The 15929-nt window shown below is 65.3% G+C and carries 15 protein-coding genes; 12 read left to right on the top strand and 3 right to left on the bottom strand.

Going from position 1 to position 15929, the window contains the following annotated elements:
• Position 1: 1 nt before the first annotated feature.
• From VGT77_RS14115 to VGT77_RS14100, 4 genes are all read left to right on the top strand, one after another.
• Positions 2–844 carry a protease modulator HflC gene (locus VGT77_RS14115; RefSeq protein WP_327463669.1) on the top strand — a complete coding sequence of 281 codons (843 nt, stop codon included), beginning with the start codon at positions 2–4 and terminating at the stop codon, positions 842–844.
• Between the two features lie 99 nt (positions 845–943).
• Positions 944–2479, top strand: a complete 1536-nt coding sequence (locus tag VGT77_RS14110; protein ID WP_327463667.1) for a DegQ family serine endoprotease — start codon at positions 944–946, stop codon at positions 2477–2479.
• 37 nt (positions 2480–2516) lie between these two features.
• Complete coding sequence (locus tag VGT77_RS14105) at positions 2517–2978, top strand: ABA4-like family protein (RefSeq protein WP_327463665.1); 462 nt, start codon at positions 2517–2519, stop codon at positions 2976–2978.
• 61 nt (positions 2979–3039) lie between these two features.
• On the top strand, positions 3040–3894 hold the full coding sequence (locus VGT77_RS14100; RefSeq protein ID WP_327463663.1) for a hypothetical protein: 855 nt from the start codon (positions 3040–3042) through the stop codon (positions 3892–3894).
• Here the strand turns inward: VGT77_RS14100 and VGT77_RS14095 are convergent, their stop codons facing one another.
• Positions 3895–4416, bottom strand: a complete 522-nt coding sequence (locus VGT77_RS14095; RefSeq protein WP_327463661.1) for an AraC family transcriptional regulator — start codon at positions 4414–4416, stop codon at positions 3895–3897.
• Positions 4417–4503: 87 nt separating this feature from the next.
• Between VGT77_RS14095 and VGT77_RS14090 the strand changes: the two genes are divergently transcribed.
• Positions 4504–5736, top strand: a complete 1233-nt coding sequence (locus tag VGT77_RS14090; protein WP_327463659.1) for a vanadium-dependent haloperoxidase — start codon at positions 4504–4506, stop codon at positions 5734–5736.
• Positions 5737–5761: 25 nt separating this feature from the next.
• Here the strand turns inward: VGT77_RS14090 and VGT77_RS14085 are convergent, their stop codons facing one another.
• Positions 5762–6595: a DMT family transporter gene (locus tag VGT77_RS14085; RefSeq protein ID WP_327464004.1), complete on the bottom strand. Its 834-nt coding sequence runs from the start codon at positions 6593–6595 to the stop codon at positions 5762–5764.
• Positions 6596–6745: 150 nt separating this feature from the next.
• Here VGT77_RS14085 and VGT77_RS14080 point away from each other — a divergent pair, with 150 nt between their 5' ends.
• The 5 genes from VGT77_RS14080 to VGT77_RS14060 all read left to right on the top strand — a co-directional run bounded on the left by VGT77_RS14080 (position 6746) and on the right by VGT77_RS14060 (position 10789).
• On the top strand, positions 6746–7135 hold the full coding sequence (locus tag VGT77_RS14080; RefSeq protein ID WP_327463657.1) for a RidA family protein: 390 nt from the start codon (positions 6746–6748) through the stop codon (positions 7133–7135).
• Positions 7132–7617, top strand: coding sequence for a hypothetical protein (locus VGT77_RS14075; RefSeq protein WP_327463655.1), 486 nt, complete (start codon positions 7132–7134; stop codon positions 7615–7617). Before VGT77_RS14080 ends, VGT77_RS14075 begins: the two co-directional genes overlap by 4 nt.
• Positions 7618–7698: 81 nt before the next feature.
• Positions 7699–8841 (top strand): acyl-CoA dehydrogenase family protein, encoded by a 1143-nt coding sequence (locus tag VGT77_RS14070; protein ID WP_327463653.1) that lies wholly within the window; start codon positions 7699–7701, stop codon positions 8839–8841.
• Positions 8838–9884, top strand: coding sequence for an enoyl-CoA hydratase/isomerase family protein (locus tag VGT77_RS14065; RefSeq protein WP_327463651.1), 1047 nt, complete (start codon positions 8838–8840; stop codon positions 9882–9884). The genes VGT77_RS14070 and VGT77_RS14065 overlap by 4 nt, the downstream gene beginning before the upstream one ends.
• Positions 9885–10012: 128 nt before the next feature.
• Positions 10013–10789 (top strand): enoyl-CoA hydratase, encoded by a 777-nt coding sequence (locus VGT77_RS14060; RefSeq protein ID WP_327463649.1) that lies wholly within the window; start codon positions 10013–10015, stop codon positions 10787–10789.
• A 101-nt stretch (positions 10790–10890) separates the two neighbouring features.
• Here VGT77_RS14060 and VGT77_RS14055 read toward each other — a convergent pair whose 3' ends face one another.
• Positions 10891–13188, bottom strand: a complete 2298-nt coding sequence (locus VGT77_RS14055) for a CDC48 family AAA ATPase (RefSeq protein WP_327463647.1) — start codon at positions 13186–13188, stop codon at positions 10891–10893.
• Between the two features lie 284 nt (positions 13189–13472).
• Here VGT77_RS14055 and VGT77_RS14050 point away from each other — a divergent pair, with 284 nt between their 5' ends.
• Positions 13473–14375: a LysR substrate-binding domain-containing protein gene (locus VGT77_RS14050; RefSeq protein ID WP_327463645.1), complete on the top strand. Its 903-nt coding sequence runs from the start codon at positions 13473–13475 to the stop codon at positions 14373–14375.
• Between the two features lie 126 nt (positions 14376–14501).
• Positions 14502–15782 carry an NF038122 family metalloprotease gene (locus VGT77_RS14045; protein ID WP_327463643.1) on the top strand — a complete coding sequence of 427 codons (1281 nt, stop codon included), beginning with the start codon at positions 14502–14504 and terminating at the stop codon, positions 15780–15782.
• The last annotated feature ends 147 nt before the right edge of the window (positions 15783–15929 follow it).

Raw genomic sequence — 15929 nt, 5'->3', positions numbered from 1 at the left:
GATGAGCTTGCGTAACCCCGTCGTTCTGGCGGTGCTGGCCGTCGCCTTGCTGGTGTTGCTGGCGAGCACGCTCGCCGTGGTGCCGGAAACCCGACAAGCCGTGATCGTCCGCTTCGGTGAGCCGGTCGCCATCGTGAACCGGTTCAAGCCGAATCAGAATTTCGGCAGCGCCGGAGCCGGGCTGATCGCCCGCGTTCCGTTTGTCGACCAGATCGTCTGGGTCGACAAGCGCGTGATGGACATTGAAATGGACCGCCAGCAGGTACTGTCCACCGATCAGCTGCGCCTGAATGTCGATGCTTATGCGCGCTTCCGGATCGTCGATCCGTTGCGCACCTACATCACGGCGGGGAATGAGCAGCGCGTCGCGGACCAGTTGCGGCCGATCCTGGGGTCGGCCCTGCGAAACGAGCTCGGCAAGATTCCGTTCGCCGCCCTGCTGTCGCCGGAGCGCGGGCAGATCATGGACAATATCCAGGCCGGGCTGAACCGCGTCGCGCGCCAATATGGGGCGGAGATCGTCGATGTCCGCATCAAGCGGGCCGACCTGCCGGACGGCACGCCGCTTGAATCGGCCTTTGAGCGAATGCGCTCGGCCCGCGAGCAGGAGGCGCTGACCATAGACGCTCAGGGCCGGAAGCAGGCGCAGATCATCCGCGCGCAGGCCGACGCCGACGCGGCGAAGACATATGCGGCGAGCTTCGGGAAAGACCCGGATTTTTATGAGTTCTACCGCGCGATGCAGTCGTACCGGCAGACCTTCCTTGCCGGGAACGCCGGCACCAACGTGATCATGTCGCCGAACAGCGACTATCTGCGGGAGTTCACCGGACGGGCACGATGACAGATGTCATTCAAACGCCGTTCAGCATCCATTTCGCAACCGTTCAGACGCGCGCCGCACACCCATGCGGCCGAGTCTATTCGAGAGGATAAAGTCCACGTGCGCTACGCCTATGCTTTGACCACGGCTCTTCTTCTGGGCGGCGTTGCCGGCTCTGTAGCGTTGCAGCAGCCGCTGGGCGCCCAGACACCGCAAAATACTCCCGGCGCCATGGCCGCAGCCGCCCCGCGCGGCGCGCCGATGAGCTTCGCCGATCTGGCCGCCCGGCTGCAGCCGGCGGTCGTGAATATCTCCACGACCCAGCGCGTGCAGGTGAGCCAGGGCGGCAATAATCCATTTGCGGGCACGCCCTTTGCCGACCTGTTCGGCGGCGGCGATGCGACGCCCGGCCGTCCGGTTACCCGTCAGGCCCAGTCGCTTGGGTCCGGCTTCATCATCTCGGCCGATGGCTATATCGTCACCAACAATCACGTGGTGGCACCCGGCCGCCAGGGTGCAGTGGTCGAGACGATCACCGTCACCCTGCCCGACCGGCGCGAATATAAGGCGCGGCTGATCGGCCGCGACCTCGCCTCCGATCTCGCCGTGCTCAAGATCGAGGCGAATAACCTGCCCTTCGTTCGCTGGGGCGATTCGGAGCGCGCACGGGTCGGCGACTGGGTGCTGGCGATCGGCAATCCGTTCGGCTTGGGCGGCACGGTGACGACCGGCATCGTCTCGGCGCTGCATCGGAACACCGGTCAGGGCGGTGCCTATGACCGCTACATCCAGACCGACGCGTCCATCAACATGGGCAATTCGGGCGGGCCGATGTTCGACCTGAACGGCAATGTGATCGGCGTGAACACCGCCATCTTCTCGCCTTCGGGCGGCAATGTCGGCATCGGCTTTGCCATTCCGGCCGAGCAGGCGCAGCCGGTTATCCAGGCGCTGATGCGCGGCGGCCGCGTGCGGCGCGGCTATCTGGGCGTTCAGATCCAGCAGATCACTCCGGACATCGCCGAGTCGCTCGGGCTCGAGCGCAATCGCGGCGAACTGATCGCCAGCGTCGAGCCGGACGGCGCCGCTGCTCGCGCCGGCATCCGCCAGGGCGATGTCGTCGTCTCGGTCGGCGGCACGCCCGTCAGCCCGGATGCGACGCTTTCCTATCTCGTCTCCAACTCGCCAATCGGTTCGCGCGTGCCGATCGAGCTGATCCGCGATGGCCGTCGCCAGACCGTTACTGTCGTGGTCGGCGAGCGCCCGCCCGAAGAGCAGCTGGCCCAGCGCCTGGGCGGCGACAATGACGATTTCGGCACCGACGATGACGGCACCAGCCAACGCCAGGCCTCGACCGCCTCGCTGGGCCTGGCCGTGCAGCCGCTGACCCCGGGCATCGCCCGGCAAGTCGGCGTGCCCGCGACCACGCGCGGCGTGGTGATCGGTGCGGTCGACCCGTCCAGCGATGCCGCCACCAAGGGCCTGCAGCGGGGCGACGTGATCAGCTCGGCCAATGGCCGTCCGGTCGCCACCGCCGAAGAGCTGCGCGCCGCCGTCGCCGAAGCCAATCGTGCCGGCCGCTCCAGCGTGCTGCTGCTCGTCCAGCGCGGCAACAATCCGGCGCGCTATATCGGGTTGCGTATCAAGAACGGGTGAGCTGTCGCTCACCCGATTAGGCTGAGGGGGCGGCCGCATGTGGGACACGCTGTTCGGACTGACCAACGCCATCGCCGCGGTGGCGTGGCTGGTGCTGATCCTGGCTCCCCGACGGCCGCTGCTGCTTTCGCTGATCCTTTACGCTGGTATCGGGCTGCTCTGCCTGATCTACACGGCGGTGTTCGTCGCTTTGCTGGCCGGCTGGATCGATCCGGTGCGGGATGCCGCCGCGCCGGCGCTTGGCTATAGCGTCAAAGGGCTGCGCGCCTTTTTCATGAGCGACGGCGGCATCGTCGTCGGCTGGACCCATTATCTTGCGCTGGACCTGTTCACCGGCCTGTGGATCGCACGCGATGGCGATGCAAAGGGCATTGGCCGCTTCGTGCAGGCGCCGATCCTGTTCGCGACCTATATGGCCGGACCGTTCGGGCTGCTGATCTGGCTTGCCGTGCGCGAGCCGGCGGCGCGGCGCTCGTCGAAACAGGGCAGCGCTCGATAGAGCCAACCTTGTTGCCGCACTGGACTTCGAGGCAATGCGGCGGCCAACAGGAGGAATAATCGTGCGTCACTTCGCCCCGTTCGCGCTTGCCGCGATCGTCATGCCCGCTGCGCTGCAGGCCGCGCCTGCCCGGCTCGAGCCCCTGCTCGCTGCCGATCGTGCCTGGTCTGACGCGGCGCGCGAACGAAATCTCGTGGACGGAGTGGCCGCCATGTTCGACCGCAACGCGGTCCTCGTCACCGGCGGCGTCGCGGACCTGGTGCGGGGACCGGAGGCGATCCGGGCCAGGCTTGCCGCCAGACCGGAGAATGCCAAGTCGAAGGTTGAATGGCGGCCAGTCGGCGGCGGCATCTCAGCCGACGGCACGCACGGCTTCACCTATGGCGCGCTGACCGTGCGGCCAGAAGGCGCTGCGCCGATCGCGCAGAAATATCTCGCTTACTGGATCAAGCGGCCGGAGGGCTGGCGGGTGCTGGCGTACAAGCGCCTCGGGCGGCGCGAGACGGGGGAGTTGAAGGTCGCACCTGCAATTATCGGCACGGCCCGGCGCACCGGCGACGATGCGCTCGCGACCTTGAAGCAATCGGAAAAGGCCTTTTCGGACGAGGCGCAGACGATCGGCCTGCGCGCCGCTTTCGCCAAATGGGGGCGGCCCGATTCGGTCAACATCGGCGCGGACGATGCGGTCGCGGTCGGTTCGGCGGCGATCGGCAACGGCGTTGCCGGGCCGGAGCCGGGCAGTCCGGTCAGCTGGGCCGCGGATGAAGCGGTGGTCGCGCCATCGGGCGACATGGGCCTAACCTATGGCCTGCTCCACGCGAAGAACCCGCCTGCGGGTCAGCCGGCGACCATCCCCTTCTTCACCGTCTGGGCCCGGCCCAAGCCGGGCGATCCCTGGCGCTACGTCGCCGAATGATCAGCCCAGCCCAGGCGCTTCGCGGAAACTGCTGGGGCTGAGCCCGGTCCAGCGCTTGAAGGCACGGCTGAACGCTGCCGGATCGGAAAAGCCGAGGCGATAGGCCGTCGCTTTCACCGACTGACCATCGACGCCCAGATAGCGGATCGCCAGCTGCCGGCGCTTCGCCTCGAGCACATCCTGGAAGCTGGCGCCTTCGGCCTTCAACCGCCGGTAAAGCGTCTGGCGGCTGAGGCCCATGGAGGCGGCGACCTGGTCGACACCGACATCGCCCTGGCCGATCAGCCGTTCGATCGCTTCTTCGACCTGCTTTTTGAAACAGGGCGTCGCCGGCTGCGGCCACACGAGGCCCTCGACCAGCCGGCGCAGACTGGTGAACAGGTCGTCGCGGCCTTGCGGCGGCACGGCAAAGGCGCGCTGCCACTTGCCGGCTGGACAGAGGCTGTTGTCGCAGGTGGCGCACTGCTTCGCGCGCATCCGCTCCATGCAACGCAGGATCATCTCTTTGATGCTCGAAGTCATGCCGACACCCCTGATCCGAACTGTGCCACTGACATAATACAGTCCTGCGGCTCCGGTGGCAATCGCCGGAGCAATGGGGAGGATGGAATGAAGACGAAGTGGCTCTTGGTTGCGGCGACGGCGAGCGTCCTGGCGACGCCCGCCCAGGCGGACATGGCGACCAATTGGTGGGAAGTTGCGAACCGCTTCTATCTCGCGGGTCAGGTCTCGTCCGCACCGCGCACACCAGACATGGAGCGCGCCTCCGCGCGGACCGCCTTAGCGATGTTCGAGGCGGCGAACGCGATCGGCCGGCGCTACGAAAGCCATCTGAAGCTGCCGGCGGCCGACGCCAAGGCATCGCCGGACGCGGCAGTGGCGACAGCCGCATTCAAGGTGCTCGTCCATCATTATCCTGCCAACAAGACTATCTTGGAGGAAAGCTATGCCATGGTCATGGCGGCGATCCCGGAGGGTCCGGCCAAGCTCACGGGGGTTGCGATCGGCGAGGCTGCCGCGGCGGCGGCGATCCCGGCCAATGGTATCGATCCGGCGCTGGAGCAGACATCCTATCGGCCGCGCGCGGCGCCGGGCGAGTGGATCGGCGGCGCGCTGCCGACGCTCGACCCGCACTGGTTCGCGCTCAAGCCTTGGATGGGGAAGATGGTGGAGTCGCTGATGCCGCCGCCTCCGCCTGCGCTGACCAGCGAGACCTGGGCGCGCGACCTGGCAGAGGTGCAGCGGCTCGGCGCGCGTGCGAGCAAGGATCGGACGCCCTACCAGACGCTGATCGCCCGCTATCGGCAGGGCTACGACCTGTCGCCGATGGTCCGCACCATTGCCGACCAGCCCGGGCGCACCCTGCTCGACAATGCCCGGATGCTGGCGCTCTATCAGATGGCGATGGACGATGCCGTGCAGGTGATGGCGATCGCCAAATTGCGCTACGATTTCTGGCGCCCGATCACCGCCATCCGCAATGCCGACCGGGACGGCAATGACGCGACGCAACGCGACCCCGCCTGGGTGCCGCTGCTGCCAACGCCCAACTTCCCCGAATATCCATGCGGCCATTGCACGGCGGTTGCGGTGCAGACCGAAGTGCTGAAGCTGGTCGGCGGCATGCCGGCTTCTACACCGGTGCGTGTCGCAGCCGGAGGCAGCCCGAACATGGTCGTGCAGAGCGTGAAGAGTTGGGACGAGCTCGTCCGCCAAGTCTCCGATTCGCGCATGCTGGGCGGCGTGCATCACCGCTTCTCGAACGATGCCGGCGAAGAGATAGGCCGACGCGCCGCCCGGACTGCGGTGAGCACGCTGCTGCGCCCGATCGGCAAGCGCTGAAAAGCTCCGCTCCAGGCCCTGATCTTCAGTCGACAGGACCCGCAACCGCCGTTTTCTCCCGCTGCAGCCGATGCTCGCGGTAAACGATGTAGAGGCCGCTCGCGATGATCAGCGGCGCGCCGAACCACAGGCTGTGGCTCGGCACGCTTGCAAAGATCAGCCAGCCGAACAGCGCCGACCAGATCAGGTTCGAATAGTCCATCGGCAGCACCACGGAGATCGGCGCCAGGCGCAGCGAGGCCGTCAGCGCGATCTGAGCCGCGCCGCCAGAAAGGCCGAGGCAGAGCAGCAGGCCAAAGGTCTCGGCATCGTGCGCTTGGCCCATGAACGGCATGGCGAGCGCAAGCGCCAGTGCCGATAGGGTGGTGAACCAAAAGACGGTGGTCATCGCGCTTTCGGTGCGGCCGATCTGGCGTAGCGTGATGCTGACGGCCGAAACAACGGTCGCGGCGCAAAGGCCGACGGCGACCCCCGCCGGCGGCAGTGCCGATCCGCCTGGCTGCACGACGATCAGCACGCCCGCAAAGCCGAGCAGCACCGCACCCCAGCGGTGAACGCCGACTGTCTCCTTGAGCAGAACGGCCGAAAGGATCGTCGCGAAGAGCGGGACGGTGAACAGCAACACTGTCGCCTCGGCGAGCGGCAGCAGCAGGAAGGTCAGGAAGTTGAGCGCCATACCCGTCATGCCCAGCAGCGTTCGGGTAACATGCGCACCGGGCCGCTGCGTCTTGATCGCCGCCCATCCAGGTCCGGCCACGATCCAGCCAAGGACCAGAGGCAGAGCAAGCGCCTGACGATAGAAAAGGCTTTCCCCCAGAGACACACCCCGCGCGTCCACCAGTTTCACGATCGCGAACATGATCGTCAGCGCCAGCACCGCGAACAGGCGCAATGCGATGGCGAGCAGACGTCGTTCGGCAGGCACCTGATGTCCTTGGCGGCAAAGCGACGGCAGTGCTAGGCCGCAGACCGGCTTTCCGGTGCGGTGGGATGGGATAAAAGAGTATCCATGACGGACCGCCAGCGCACCCAATCCGCCTCTCCCTATGAGGAAAGCATCGGCTTTTCCCGCGCCATCCGCATCGGCGACCGCATCCTCGTCTCCGGCACGGCACCGGTCGAGGCGGACGGTTCGAGCACGGACGGAGACGCCGAAGCGCAGACGGAGCGTTGTCTCGACATCATCATCGGCGCCATCCGGCAGCTCGGCGGGCAGCGCACAGATATCGTGCGCACCCGCATATTCATTACCGATCCAGCGGACGCGGAGGCGATCGGCCGCGCGCACGGGCGCCGCTTCGCCGATGTGCGGCCGGCGGCGACGATGGTGGTGGTTTCGGCACTGCTCAGGCCCGAATGGCGCGTCGAAATCGAGGCGGAAGCGTTGGTAGCCTCATGACGCGTGTCCTGCTGCTTCTTTCCATGCTGCTTGCTGCTTGCCAGCAGCCGAGCACCAACGATGCCGCCGCGTCGGAGGAGCAGAAGCGGCTCGACGCACCGGTGGAGGATGTGGATGCGCTGCCGGTCGACGAGACGGCGGCAGCGGCGGTCGGCGAAGGTGACGGTGCGCCGGCGCTGCCGACGGCCACGCATATCCCCGAGTCCTTTTGGGGTCGCTGGGGAATGGTGCCGGCGGATTGCACCTCCAACCGTGGAGACGCCAAAGGGCTTCTGCGCATCGACGCCAACCGGCTCTATTTCTACGAGAGCAAAGCGATGCTTGACCGAATTATTGCGGGGACGCCGGATCGGTTCGAAGGCATTTTTGGATTTGGCGGCGAGGGTCAGGAATGGACCGCCAAGGTCACGCTGATCCGGCAGGGAAACACGCTCGTGCGGGAGGAGGAAGGGCCCCGCTTCACCTACAGGAAGTGCCGATGAGGCCGTTCGCTTCGAGCGACGTCGAGAAGCGTGTCTCGACTTCGCTCGACACCAACGGATCAGTTTCCTAACCGGACGCGCATGACTCAGTTCGACCTGACCGACGATCAGCGCCAGATCCAGGAAATGGCGCAGAAATTCACCGCCGATGCGATCACCCCGTTTGCGGGGGAATGGGACGAGAAGAGCCACTATCCGGTGGAAGTGTGGAAGGCGGCGGGCGAGCTTGGCTTTGGCGCCATCTATGTGGCCGAGGAGTCGGGCGGTATCGGGCTCGGGCGGCTTGAAGCGGCGCTGATCATGGAAGCGATGGCCTATGGCTGCCCGGCCACCAGCGCCTACATTTCGATCCACAATATGGCGACGTGGATGATCGACCGATTCGGCGATCAGGCGATCAAGGATCGTTTTCTCCCGCAGCTGGTCACGATGGAGAAGATCGCCAGCTATTGCCTGACCGAACCGGGCTCCGGCTCCGACGCTGCGGCGCTCAAGACCAGTGCGCGGCGCGATGGCGATCACTTCGTCCTGAACGGCACCAAGCAGTTCATCTCCGGCGCCGGCTATAATGACATCTATGTCTGCATGGTGCGCACAGGCGAGGAAAAGTCGAAAGGCATCAGCGCCATCGTCGTGGAGAAAGGGACGCCGGGCCTTTCCTTCGGCGCCCCGGAGAAAAAGCTCGGCTGGAACGCGAGCCCGACCGCTCAGGTGATCTTCGAGGATTGCCGCGTACCCGTCGCCAATCTGGTCGGCGCGGAGGGCGAGGGTTTTCGCATCGCCATGGCGGGGCTCGACGGCGGACGGCTGAACATCGGCGCCTGCTCGCTCGGCGGGGCACAGCGGTGCCTGGATGAGGCGGTCCGCTACACCAAGGAGCGGCAGCAATTCGGCCAGCCCGTCGCGGACTTCCAGAACACCCAGTTCATGCTGGCCGACATGGCGACCGATTTGGAGGCGGCGCGGGCGCTGCTCTACATGGCGGCGGCGAAGGTGTCGGCGAATGCGCCCGACAAGTCGCGCTTCTCCGCGATGGCCAAGAGGCTGGCGACCGACAATGGCTCCTCGATCGTGGACCGCGCGCTGCAGCTGCACGGCGGCTATGGCTATCTCCGCGACTATCCGATCGAACGCTTCTGGCGCGACCTGCGCGTGCATTCGATCTTGGAAGGCACCAACCAGGTCATGCGCCTGATCGTGGGGCGGGAGCTGACGCGGCAGTGACCGACGAGATCATCAGCCTGACCGAAGGCCATGTCGGACGCATCCGGCTGAACCGGCCCAAGGCCATCCATGCGCTGACTACGGCGATGTGCAGCGCTATTCTCGAGCAGATCGAGACTTGGCGCGCCGACGATGCGGTGCGGGCAGTGCTGTTCGATCACGCGGAAGGCCGCGGCTTCTGCGCCGGCGGGGACATCCGCATGCTCGCGGAATCGGGTGCAAAGGACGGGACGGAGGCGCGCGCGTTCTTCCACACCGAGTATCGAATGAACGAGCGGCTCTTCACTTATGTGAAGCCGACCGTCGCCTTCATGGACGGCATTACCATGGGAGGGGGCGTCGGCATCTCGCTGCCCTGCAAATTCCGCGTCGCCACCGAGAATACCCGCTTCGCCATGCCAGAGACGGGTATCGGCCTGTTCCCCGATGTCGGTGGCGGCTGGTATCTGTCGCGGCTTCCCGGCCGCACCGGACAGTTCCTGGCGCTGACCGGCGCCCGCATCGATGGCGCCGAGTGCCTCTTTTTGGGTCTCGCCACCCATTACCTGCCGTCTGCCGTGCTCGATGAGGTGAAGGCGAAGATCGCCGCCGACCCGAGCGCGATCGAGGCGATCCTCGACGCCTTCTCCGAAGAGCCGCCGCCCGCCCGGATTGAGGAAAATCTCGAAGCGATCGATCGGCTGTTCGCCTCTGACACGCTCGAGGATATCTATGCAGCGCTCGATCAGGACGGCTCGGACTGGGCGCGGAAGGAACTAGCGACGCTCAAGACCAAGTCGCCGCAGACGATGAAGGTGGCCCTGCGCCTGCTGAAGGAAGGCGCGCACATGCACAGCTTCGCGGACGAGATGCGGCAGGAATATGCGGTCGGCGCGCATGTCGTCCAGCGGCATGACTTTCTGGAAGGCGTGCGCGCGGTGATTGTCGACAAGGACAATGCTCCGCGCTGGGATCCCGCCACACCTGAGGGAGTGACGGAGCATGTCCTGGACACCATTTTCGCGCCGCTGCCGGACGACGAGGCTTGGACGCCGTATCGATAGTTTGTCGTCGTCCCGAACTTGTTTCGGGACAAAGGTAGGCGCGACGGATCTTTGGGCGAGCGCCGCGGACTTCGAAGCGGCACGAACCTTATCCCGAAACAAGTTCGGGATGACGGAAAGGGAGACGAATGAGCCAGTACGAAACCATCCTCATCGAACGACACGACGCCGTCACGCTCGTGCGGCTCAACCGGCCGCAGGCGCTGAATGCGCTGAATTCGACGGTGCTGAAGGAGTTGATCGAGGTCTTCGCCGCCTATGACTCCGACCCCGAGCAGCGCTGCCTGGTGCTGACCGGATCCGAAAAGGCGTTCGCGGCCGGAGCCGACATCAAGGAAATGTCGTCCCAAGGCTTTGCCGACATGTACGGCTCAAACTTCTTCGCCGGCTGGGAAAAGGTCACGGCGACGCGCAAACCGTGGATCGCAGCCGTCGCTGGCTATGCGCTCGGCGGTGGCTGCGAGGTCGCGATGATGGCCGACTTCATCATCGCAGCCGAAACGGCCAAGTTCGGCCAGCCCGAGATCAAGCTCGGCGTCTCACCCGGCATGGGCGGCTCGCAGCGTCTGACGCGAGCGATCGGCAAGGCCAAGGCAATGGAGATGTGCCTGACCGGCCGGATGATGGACGCGGCGGAGGCGGAGCGCTCTGGTCTTGTGGCGCGAGTCGTGCCGGCCGACAGCCTGGTCGAGGAGGCGCTGAAAACGGCCGCCGCCATCGCCGCCATGCCCCCGCTCGCGACGATCGCGAACAAGGAGATGGTCAACGCCGCCTTCGAGACCGGTCTCGCCACCGGCATATTATTCGAGCGCCGCCTCTTCCACGGACTGTTCGGCACCGAGGACCAGAAGGAAGGCATGGCCGCTTTCGTCGAGAAGCGGCCGGGGAACTGGACGGGGCGCTGACACCGTTCCCCGGCGCAGGCCGGGGTCCATCGTAGCCGCTTGAACCGGCTTCTGGAGCAACACAATTCTGGGCCCCGGCCTTCGCCGGGCAACAAGGTCGTTCAGTCGGTGCCTTTTGGGCGGCGCGGAGTGAGTTGGCCTGGGGCGATGAAGCCGATCGCGTTCATCGATAGCGCCTCCTGCTTGATATTGGCCGCGATTTTTTCATACTCGCGTTCCATCTCCGGAGTGACGGAGGCGCGGGTGTCGGCCAGCGCTTTCTCGAAATGCTCCATGCCCACCCGCTCATTGCCGAGCGACTGACGCAGGGCGGAAAGACCGGCGCGGCGGACCAGATCCTCCAGGTCGGCGCCGGTGAACCGGTCGGTGCGGCGGGCGAGGCTCGGCAGGTCGACATCGTCGCCGAGCGGCATCTTGGCCGTGTGAACTTCGAGGATGCGCAGCCTGCCGGCTTCATCGGGCACCGAAACATAGACGAGTTCGTCGAAACGGCCCGGCCTTAGCAGCGCCGGGTCGATCAGGTTCGGACGGTTGGTGGCGCCGATCACGACGACCGATTGCAGCTCTTCGAGACCGTCCATTTCGGCCAGAATAGTGTTCACGACCCGCTCGGTTACCTGCGGCTCGCCCAGGCCACCGCCGCGAGCAGGGACGAGGCTGTCCAGCTCGTCGATGAAGATGACAGTCGGCGCGACCTGCCGCGCACGGGCAAAGAGTCGGGCGATCTGCTGCTCGCTCTCGCCATACCATTTGCTGAGCAGGTCGGACGATTTGGTAGCGATGAAGTTCGCCTCCGCCTCGCGTGCGACTGCCTTGGCGAGCAAGGTCTTGCCAGTGCCCGGCGGGCCATAGAGCAGGAAGCCCTTGGCCGGGCGGATGCCGAGGCGGCGGAAAGCGTCGGGGTTCTTGAGCGGAAGCTCGACGCCCTCGCGCAGGCGCTCGCGAGCATCATCCAGGCCGCCAACGTCATCCCAGCGCACGTCAGGCTTCTGCACCATGACTTCGCGCATCGCCGAGGGCTGCACGCGCTTCAGCGCCCCGAGGAAATCGTCGCGGACCACCGAGAGTGTATCCAGCACCTCGGCTGGAATGGTGCGGTCTTCGAGATTGAGCTTGGGCATGATCCGCCGAACGGCCTCGATCGCCGCCTCGCGCACCAGGGCGCCCAGGTCCGCGCCGACAAAGCCATAGGTCGTGCGGGCGAGCTCATCCAAGTCGACGCCGCCATCGAGCGGCATGCCGCGGGTGTGGATTCCGAGGATCTCACGCCGGCCGCGTTCGTCGGGTACGCCGATCACGATCTCGCGGTCGAAACGGCCCGGGCGGCGGAGTGCCTCGTCGATGGCCTCGGGCCGATTGGTGGCGGCGATCACGACCAGATTGGCACGCGGCTCCAGTCCATCCATCAGCGTCAGCAGCTGGGCGACCAGCCGCTTTTCCGCTTCGCCGGAGACCTGGCCACGCTTGGGAGCAATCGAGTCGATCTCGTCGATAAAGATGATGGAGGGCGCGTTCTGGGTGGCGTTCTCAAACACCTCACGCAGCGCTTTCTCGCTCTCGCCATAAGCGGAGCCCATGATCTCGGGCCCATTGATCAGGAAGAACTCGGCGTCCGACTCGTTAGCGACGGCACGGGCGAGGCGCGTCTTGCCGGTGCCCGGCGGACCATGGAGCAGTACGCCCTTGGGCGGATCGACCCCTAAGCGCTGGAAGAGCTCGGGATAGCGCAGGGGCAGCTCGACCATCTCGCGCAGCTGGTCGATGGCGCCTGCAAGCCCGCCGATATCATCATAGGTAACGTCGGCGCGCCGATTCTGCGGCTCCTCGAACTCGGGACGCAGTTCCACTTCGGTATTCTCGTCGATATGGACGACGCCTTTGGGCGTGGACGAGACGACGACGAGGCGAATTTCCTGAAGAGCATAGGCGGGGGCCGCGAGCATCTGGCGCAACTGCGGGGGCATGCCGTCATTCTGCACCCGCTGCTGCCCCGCGGTCGCGACCACGTCGCCCGCCGTGAGAGGCCGTCCGTAGAAGCTGCGCTTCAACGCGGTGCCGGTGCCTTGCAACCGCAGGTTCTGCTGGGCAGGTGCGAAGACGACGCGTGTCGCAGGCCGAGATTCGACCCTGCGCAGCTCGACGAAGTCGCCCGAGCCAACGCCGGCATTGGCGCGCTGCAGGCCATCAAGGCGGATGATGTCCAGGCCTTCGTCTTCGGGATAGGGAAGGACAGCGCGGGCCGGGGTGGCCCGCTTGCCGGTCAGCTCGACGACGTCGCCCTCCTGCAAGCCAAGCGCGGTCATAATCGCGCGGGGGATGCGGGCCAAGCCGCGGCCGCTATCTTCGGGCCGCGCATTGGCGACCTGCACTCGCCGCGTCTGGGTGTCGCTGTCCGCCATCCTCACCTCCGGTTCAGCAGGCTTAACTAGGTGGCGGCCAGGAACGTTGCGAGGGCGGAGGCAAAAAAAGAGGCCGGTCCCAGAAGGACCGGCCTTGAAAAGTTTTAGGAGAGGATGCCTGAAAGGCCTGCTCTATGTGCAGCGCAGCAGTTCATGCTGCAAGTGCGAATAACAAAAAGGTTGTTGCACGAAACGCAATCGCTCTGCTCTATGTTCAGTAAAGCAGGTGCAGTGTGACGGCAGCCGACAGACGCTGCTGCAATGCACAATGAGGAGAGTGAAAGTTGCGCCGCTTGCCCCCCCTCACGGCTGTCGAAGCCTTTGTCCAGGTCGCGCGGCTCGGCTCGATTAAGGCCGCAGCGGAGGAACTTGCCTTGTCGTCCCCGGCACTTAGCCGACGCATCCAGACGCTGGAGCGGTTCCTCGGCCGCACGTTGTTCGACCGTGCGCCGGGCGCGATGAAGCCGAACGCGGATGGAGAGCAACTGTTGGAAGCGGTCGCGCCGCACCTTGCCGGGCTGGAGAATGCGATCGAGTCGCTGACGACCGAAGGTCATGTCGTGCGGTTGAGGCTGGGTGTGCTGCCGCTTTTTGCGTCGCAGCAGCTCTTCCCGCACCTTGGCGAGCTTCGCGCGCTCCATCCTGAGCTGCATCTCGACGTCGATACCGCCGCGCATGCGCTTGCCCGACTAGGAGACGGGCTGGATGCCGCTATCGTGCTGGCGCGCGAGGTGGATCCTGCCCTTTACGCGCGGCAACTGGATCGCAATCGCGTTTTTCCCATCGCCGCGAGAAGCCTCACTCAAGGACCCGGTGCGATCCGAACGCCCGCCGACCTCGCCCGCGCCACGGTATTTCTCCACCGCGACATGCCGGAGACGTTCGACGCCTTTTGCCAAGAACTCGGGATTGAGGGGCTGGAGCCCCTCGCGATTGATCACTTCGACTCAGGGCAGCTGATGCTGGACGCCGCCGCGCAAGGCTTGGGCGTGGCCTTCATGCTCGAAAGCCACTTCCGCAATGCGCATGATGACCGGCTGGTGCGGCTGTTCGATGTCGAGGTTGAAAGCCCGTACAGCTATTGGTTCGCTTGCCGCCCGAGGGCGCTGGAGAACAAGGCGGTCCGGCTGTTTCACGACTGGCTGATCGGCATCTTCCAAGCCGCCGAACGGGCTAAGGCGGCGTAGCGGCAGGCTTGGCCATCGTTTCAGTTCGGCACAGATTCTCCTTAAATTTCCGTTGACTCTGCCGCTTCCCAGTGGACACTGCTGACCCATGAGCCCAGGGGTGGGCTCGGGAAGGGGTTGTCACAAATGAAGTACGCGAAGCTTATCGCGTGCGGCCTGCTTGCGTCCGCGGCAGTGCCGGCACATGCGCTCAACATCAACTATATCAATCTCGGCGGTGCTCAGCAGGGCACCTTGGCTCGTCAGGGCTTCGAGATTGCGGCAAATTATTGGGAATCGGTCCTGACCGACAATGTGACGGTCAACCTTGCCATCGGCTTTAACAAGCTGGCGCCGGGTGTGATCGCGCAGGCGGGCAGCAGCTCCAGCGTCGTATTGCTCAACCAGGCGTTTCTGGGCCTCGCAGCCGACCAGAAGTCCGCGCTTGACGCCCAGGCGGTGAACTCACTGGCCGGCCAGCTGGTCATCCAGGGTGGGCTCGCCAGCGTTAACGCACGGGTCAACGACTTCAAGGATGTCGCGAACCAGGCCGGCTATCAGGATGGCGTGACCCGGCTCGATACCGACCGGTCGGGTAACAACATCGCCCTCGATGTGAACAATGCCACGCTGAAGGCGCTCGGCATTGCGGTTGATGCGAACGGCAACCCGATCAACCCGAACGGGATCGATGCCCAGATCACCTTTAACAGCGATTTCGGCTACGACTTCAACCCGACCAACGGCATCGATGGCTTCACCTTCGATTTCATCGGCGTTGCCATCCACGAGATCGGCCATGCGCTGGGCTTCGTCAGCGGCACAGACATCTATGACATCGTCTCGTACGACAACGGACCGCTGGCTGAAGGCGTATTCGACGGTTCGCTGCTCGGCGGCCCGAGGAATATCGAAGACTTCGCCGTGATGAGCACGCTCGACCTGTTCCGCTACGGCGCAGCGGGCGAGCTGAACTGGGCGACCGGCGATCTCGGCTCGGCCTATTTCTCGATCGACGGCGGCCAGACGGCCCTTTTCGGTGAGGCCGATTTCTCGACTGGCTCGTTCAACGGCAGCGGCAACCAGGCGTCGCACTGGGCCGATAACCTGTACGATCCGCGCAACGGCGCGCCCTGCTCCAAGTTCAAGACCAAGCCGATCGGCATCATGAACCCGACTTCGGGATTCTGCGAATCCGGCAGCGTCACTGGCCTGGACCTCGCCGCGTTCGACGCGATGGGCTGGGACGTCAACCTGAACGTCCTGCAGAACTCCGGCTATGAAGCGAGCACCGCTTCGATCTGGCGTCAGTTCATCCTCGCCAACCCGGTTCCGGAGCCGGAAACCTGGGCGATGATGCTGCTGGGCTTCGGCTTCGTCGGCGCCGGCATGCGCCGCGTCCGCAGCACCAAGGTCAGCTTCGCCTGATCTGAGGCGCCTGGAAAAGGATGAGGGGCGGGGCCGCCGGGTCCCGCCCCTTTTCTTTGGCGGGGCGGCCTCTTGCCTGAAGTGAGGCTTGTACCCAAATGACTGTTGCAGATTTGCAACATAGAGCTATTGAAGACGGACAGAGCA

It is taken from the genome of Sphingomonas sp. (assembly GCF_035944535.1).
Classification (GTDB): domain Bacteria; phylum Pseudomonadota; class Alphaproteobacteria; order Sphingomonadales; family Sphingomonadaceae; genus Sphingomonas_B.
The sequence above is the reverse complement of the archived record's forward strand: the minus strand, read 5'-3'. Positions and strand labels throughout refer to the sequence as shown.

Coding starts and splice junctions, on each gene's coding strand:
- VGT77_RS14115 (WP_327463669.1), top strand. CDS start 2: ATGAGCTTGCGTAACCCCGTCGTTCTGGCGGTGCTGGCCGTCGCCTTG.
- VGT77_RS14105 (WP_327463665.1), top strand. CDS start 2,517: ATGTGGGACACGCTGTTCGGACTGACCAACGCCATCGCCGCGGTGGCG.
- VGT77_RS14095 (WP_327463661.1), bottom strand. CDS start 4,416: ATGACTTCGAGCATCAAAGAGATGATCCTGCGTTGCATGGAGCGGATG.
- VGT77_RS14090 (WP_327463659.1), top strand. CDS start 4,504: ATGAAGACGAAGTGGCTCTTGGTTGCGGCGACGGCGAGCGTCCTGGCG.
- VGT77_RS14085 (WP_327464004.1), bottom strand. CDS start 6,595: ATGTTCGCGATCGTGAAACTGGTGGACGCGCGGGGTGTGTCTCTGGGG.
- VGT77_RS14080 (WP_327463657.1), top strand. CDS start 6,746: ATGACGGACCGCCAGCGCACCCAATCCGCCTCTCCCTATGAGGAAAGC.
- VGT77_RS14075 (WP_327463655.1), top strand. CDS start 7,132: ATGACGCGTGTCCTGCTGCTTCTTTCCATGCTGCTTGCTGCTTGCCAG.
- VGT77_RS14070 (WP_327463653.1), top strand. CDS start 7,699: ATGACTCAGTTCGACCTGACCGACGATCAGCGCCAGATCCAGGAAATG.
- VGT77_RS14060 (WP_327463649.1), top strand. CDS start 10,013: ATGAGCCAGTACGAAACCATCCTCATCGAACGACACGACGCCGTCACG.
- VGT77_RS14055 (WP_327463647.1), bottom strand. CDS start 13,188: ATGGCGGACAGCGACACCCAGACGCGGCGAGTGCAGGTCGCCAATGCG.
- VGT77_RS14045 (WP_327463643.1), top strand. CDS start 14,502: ATGAAGTACGCGAAGCTTATCGCGTGCGGCCTGCTTGCGTCCGCGGCA.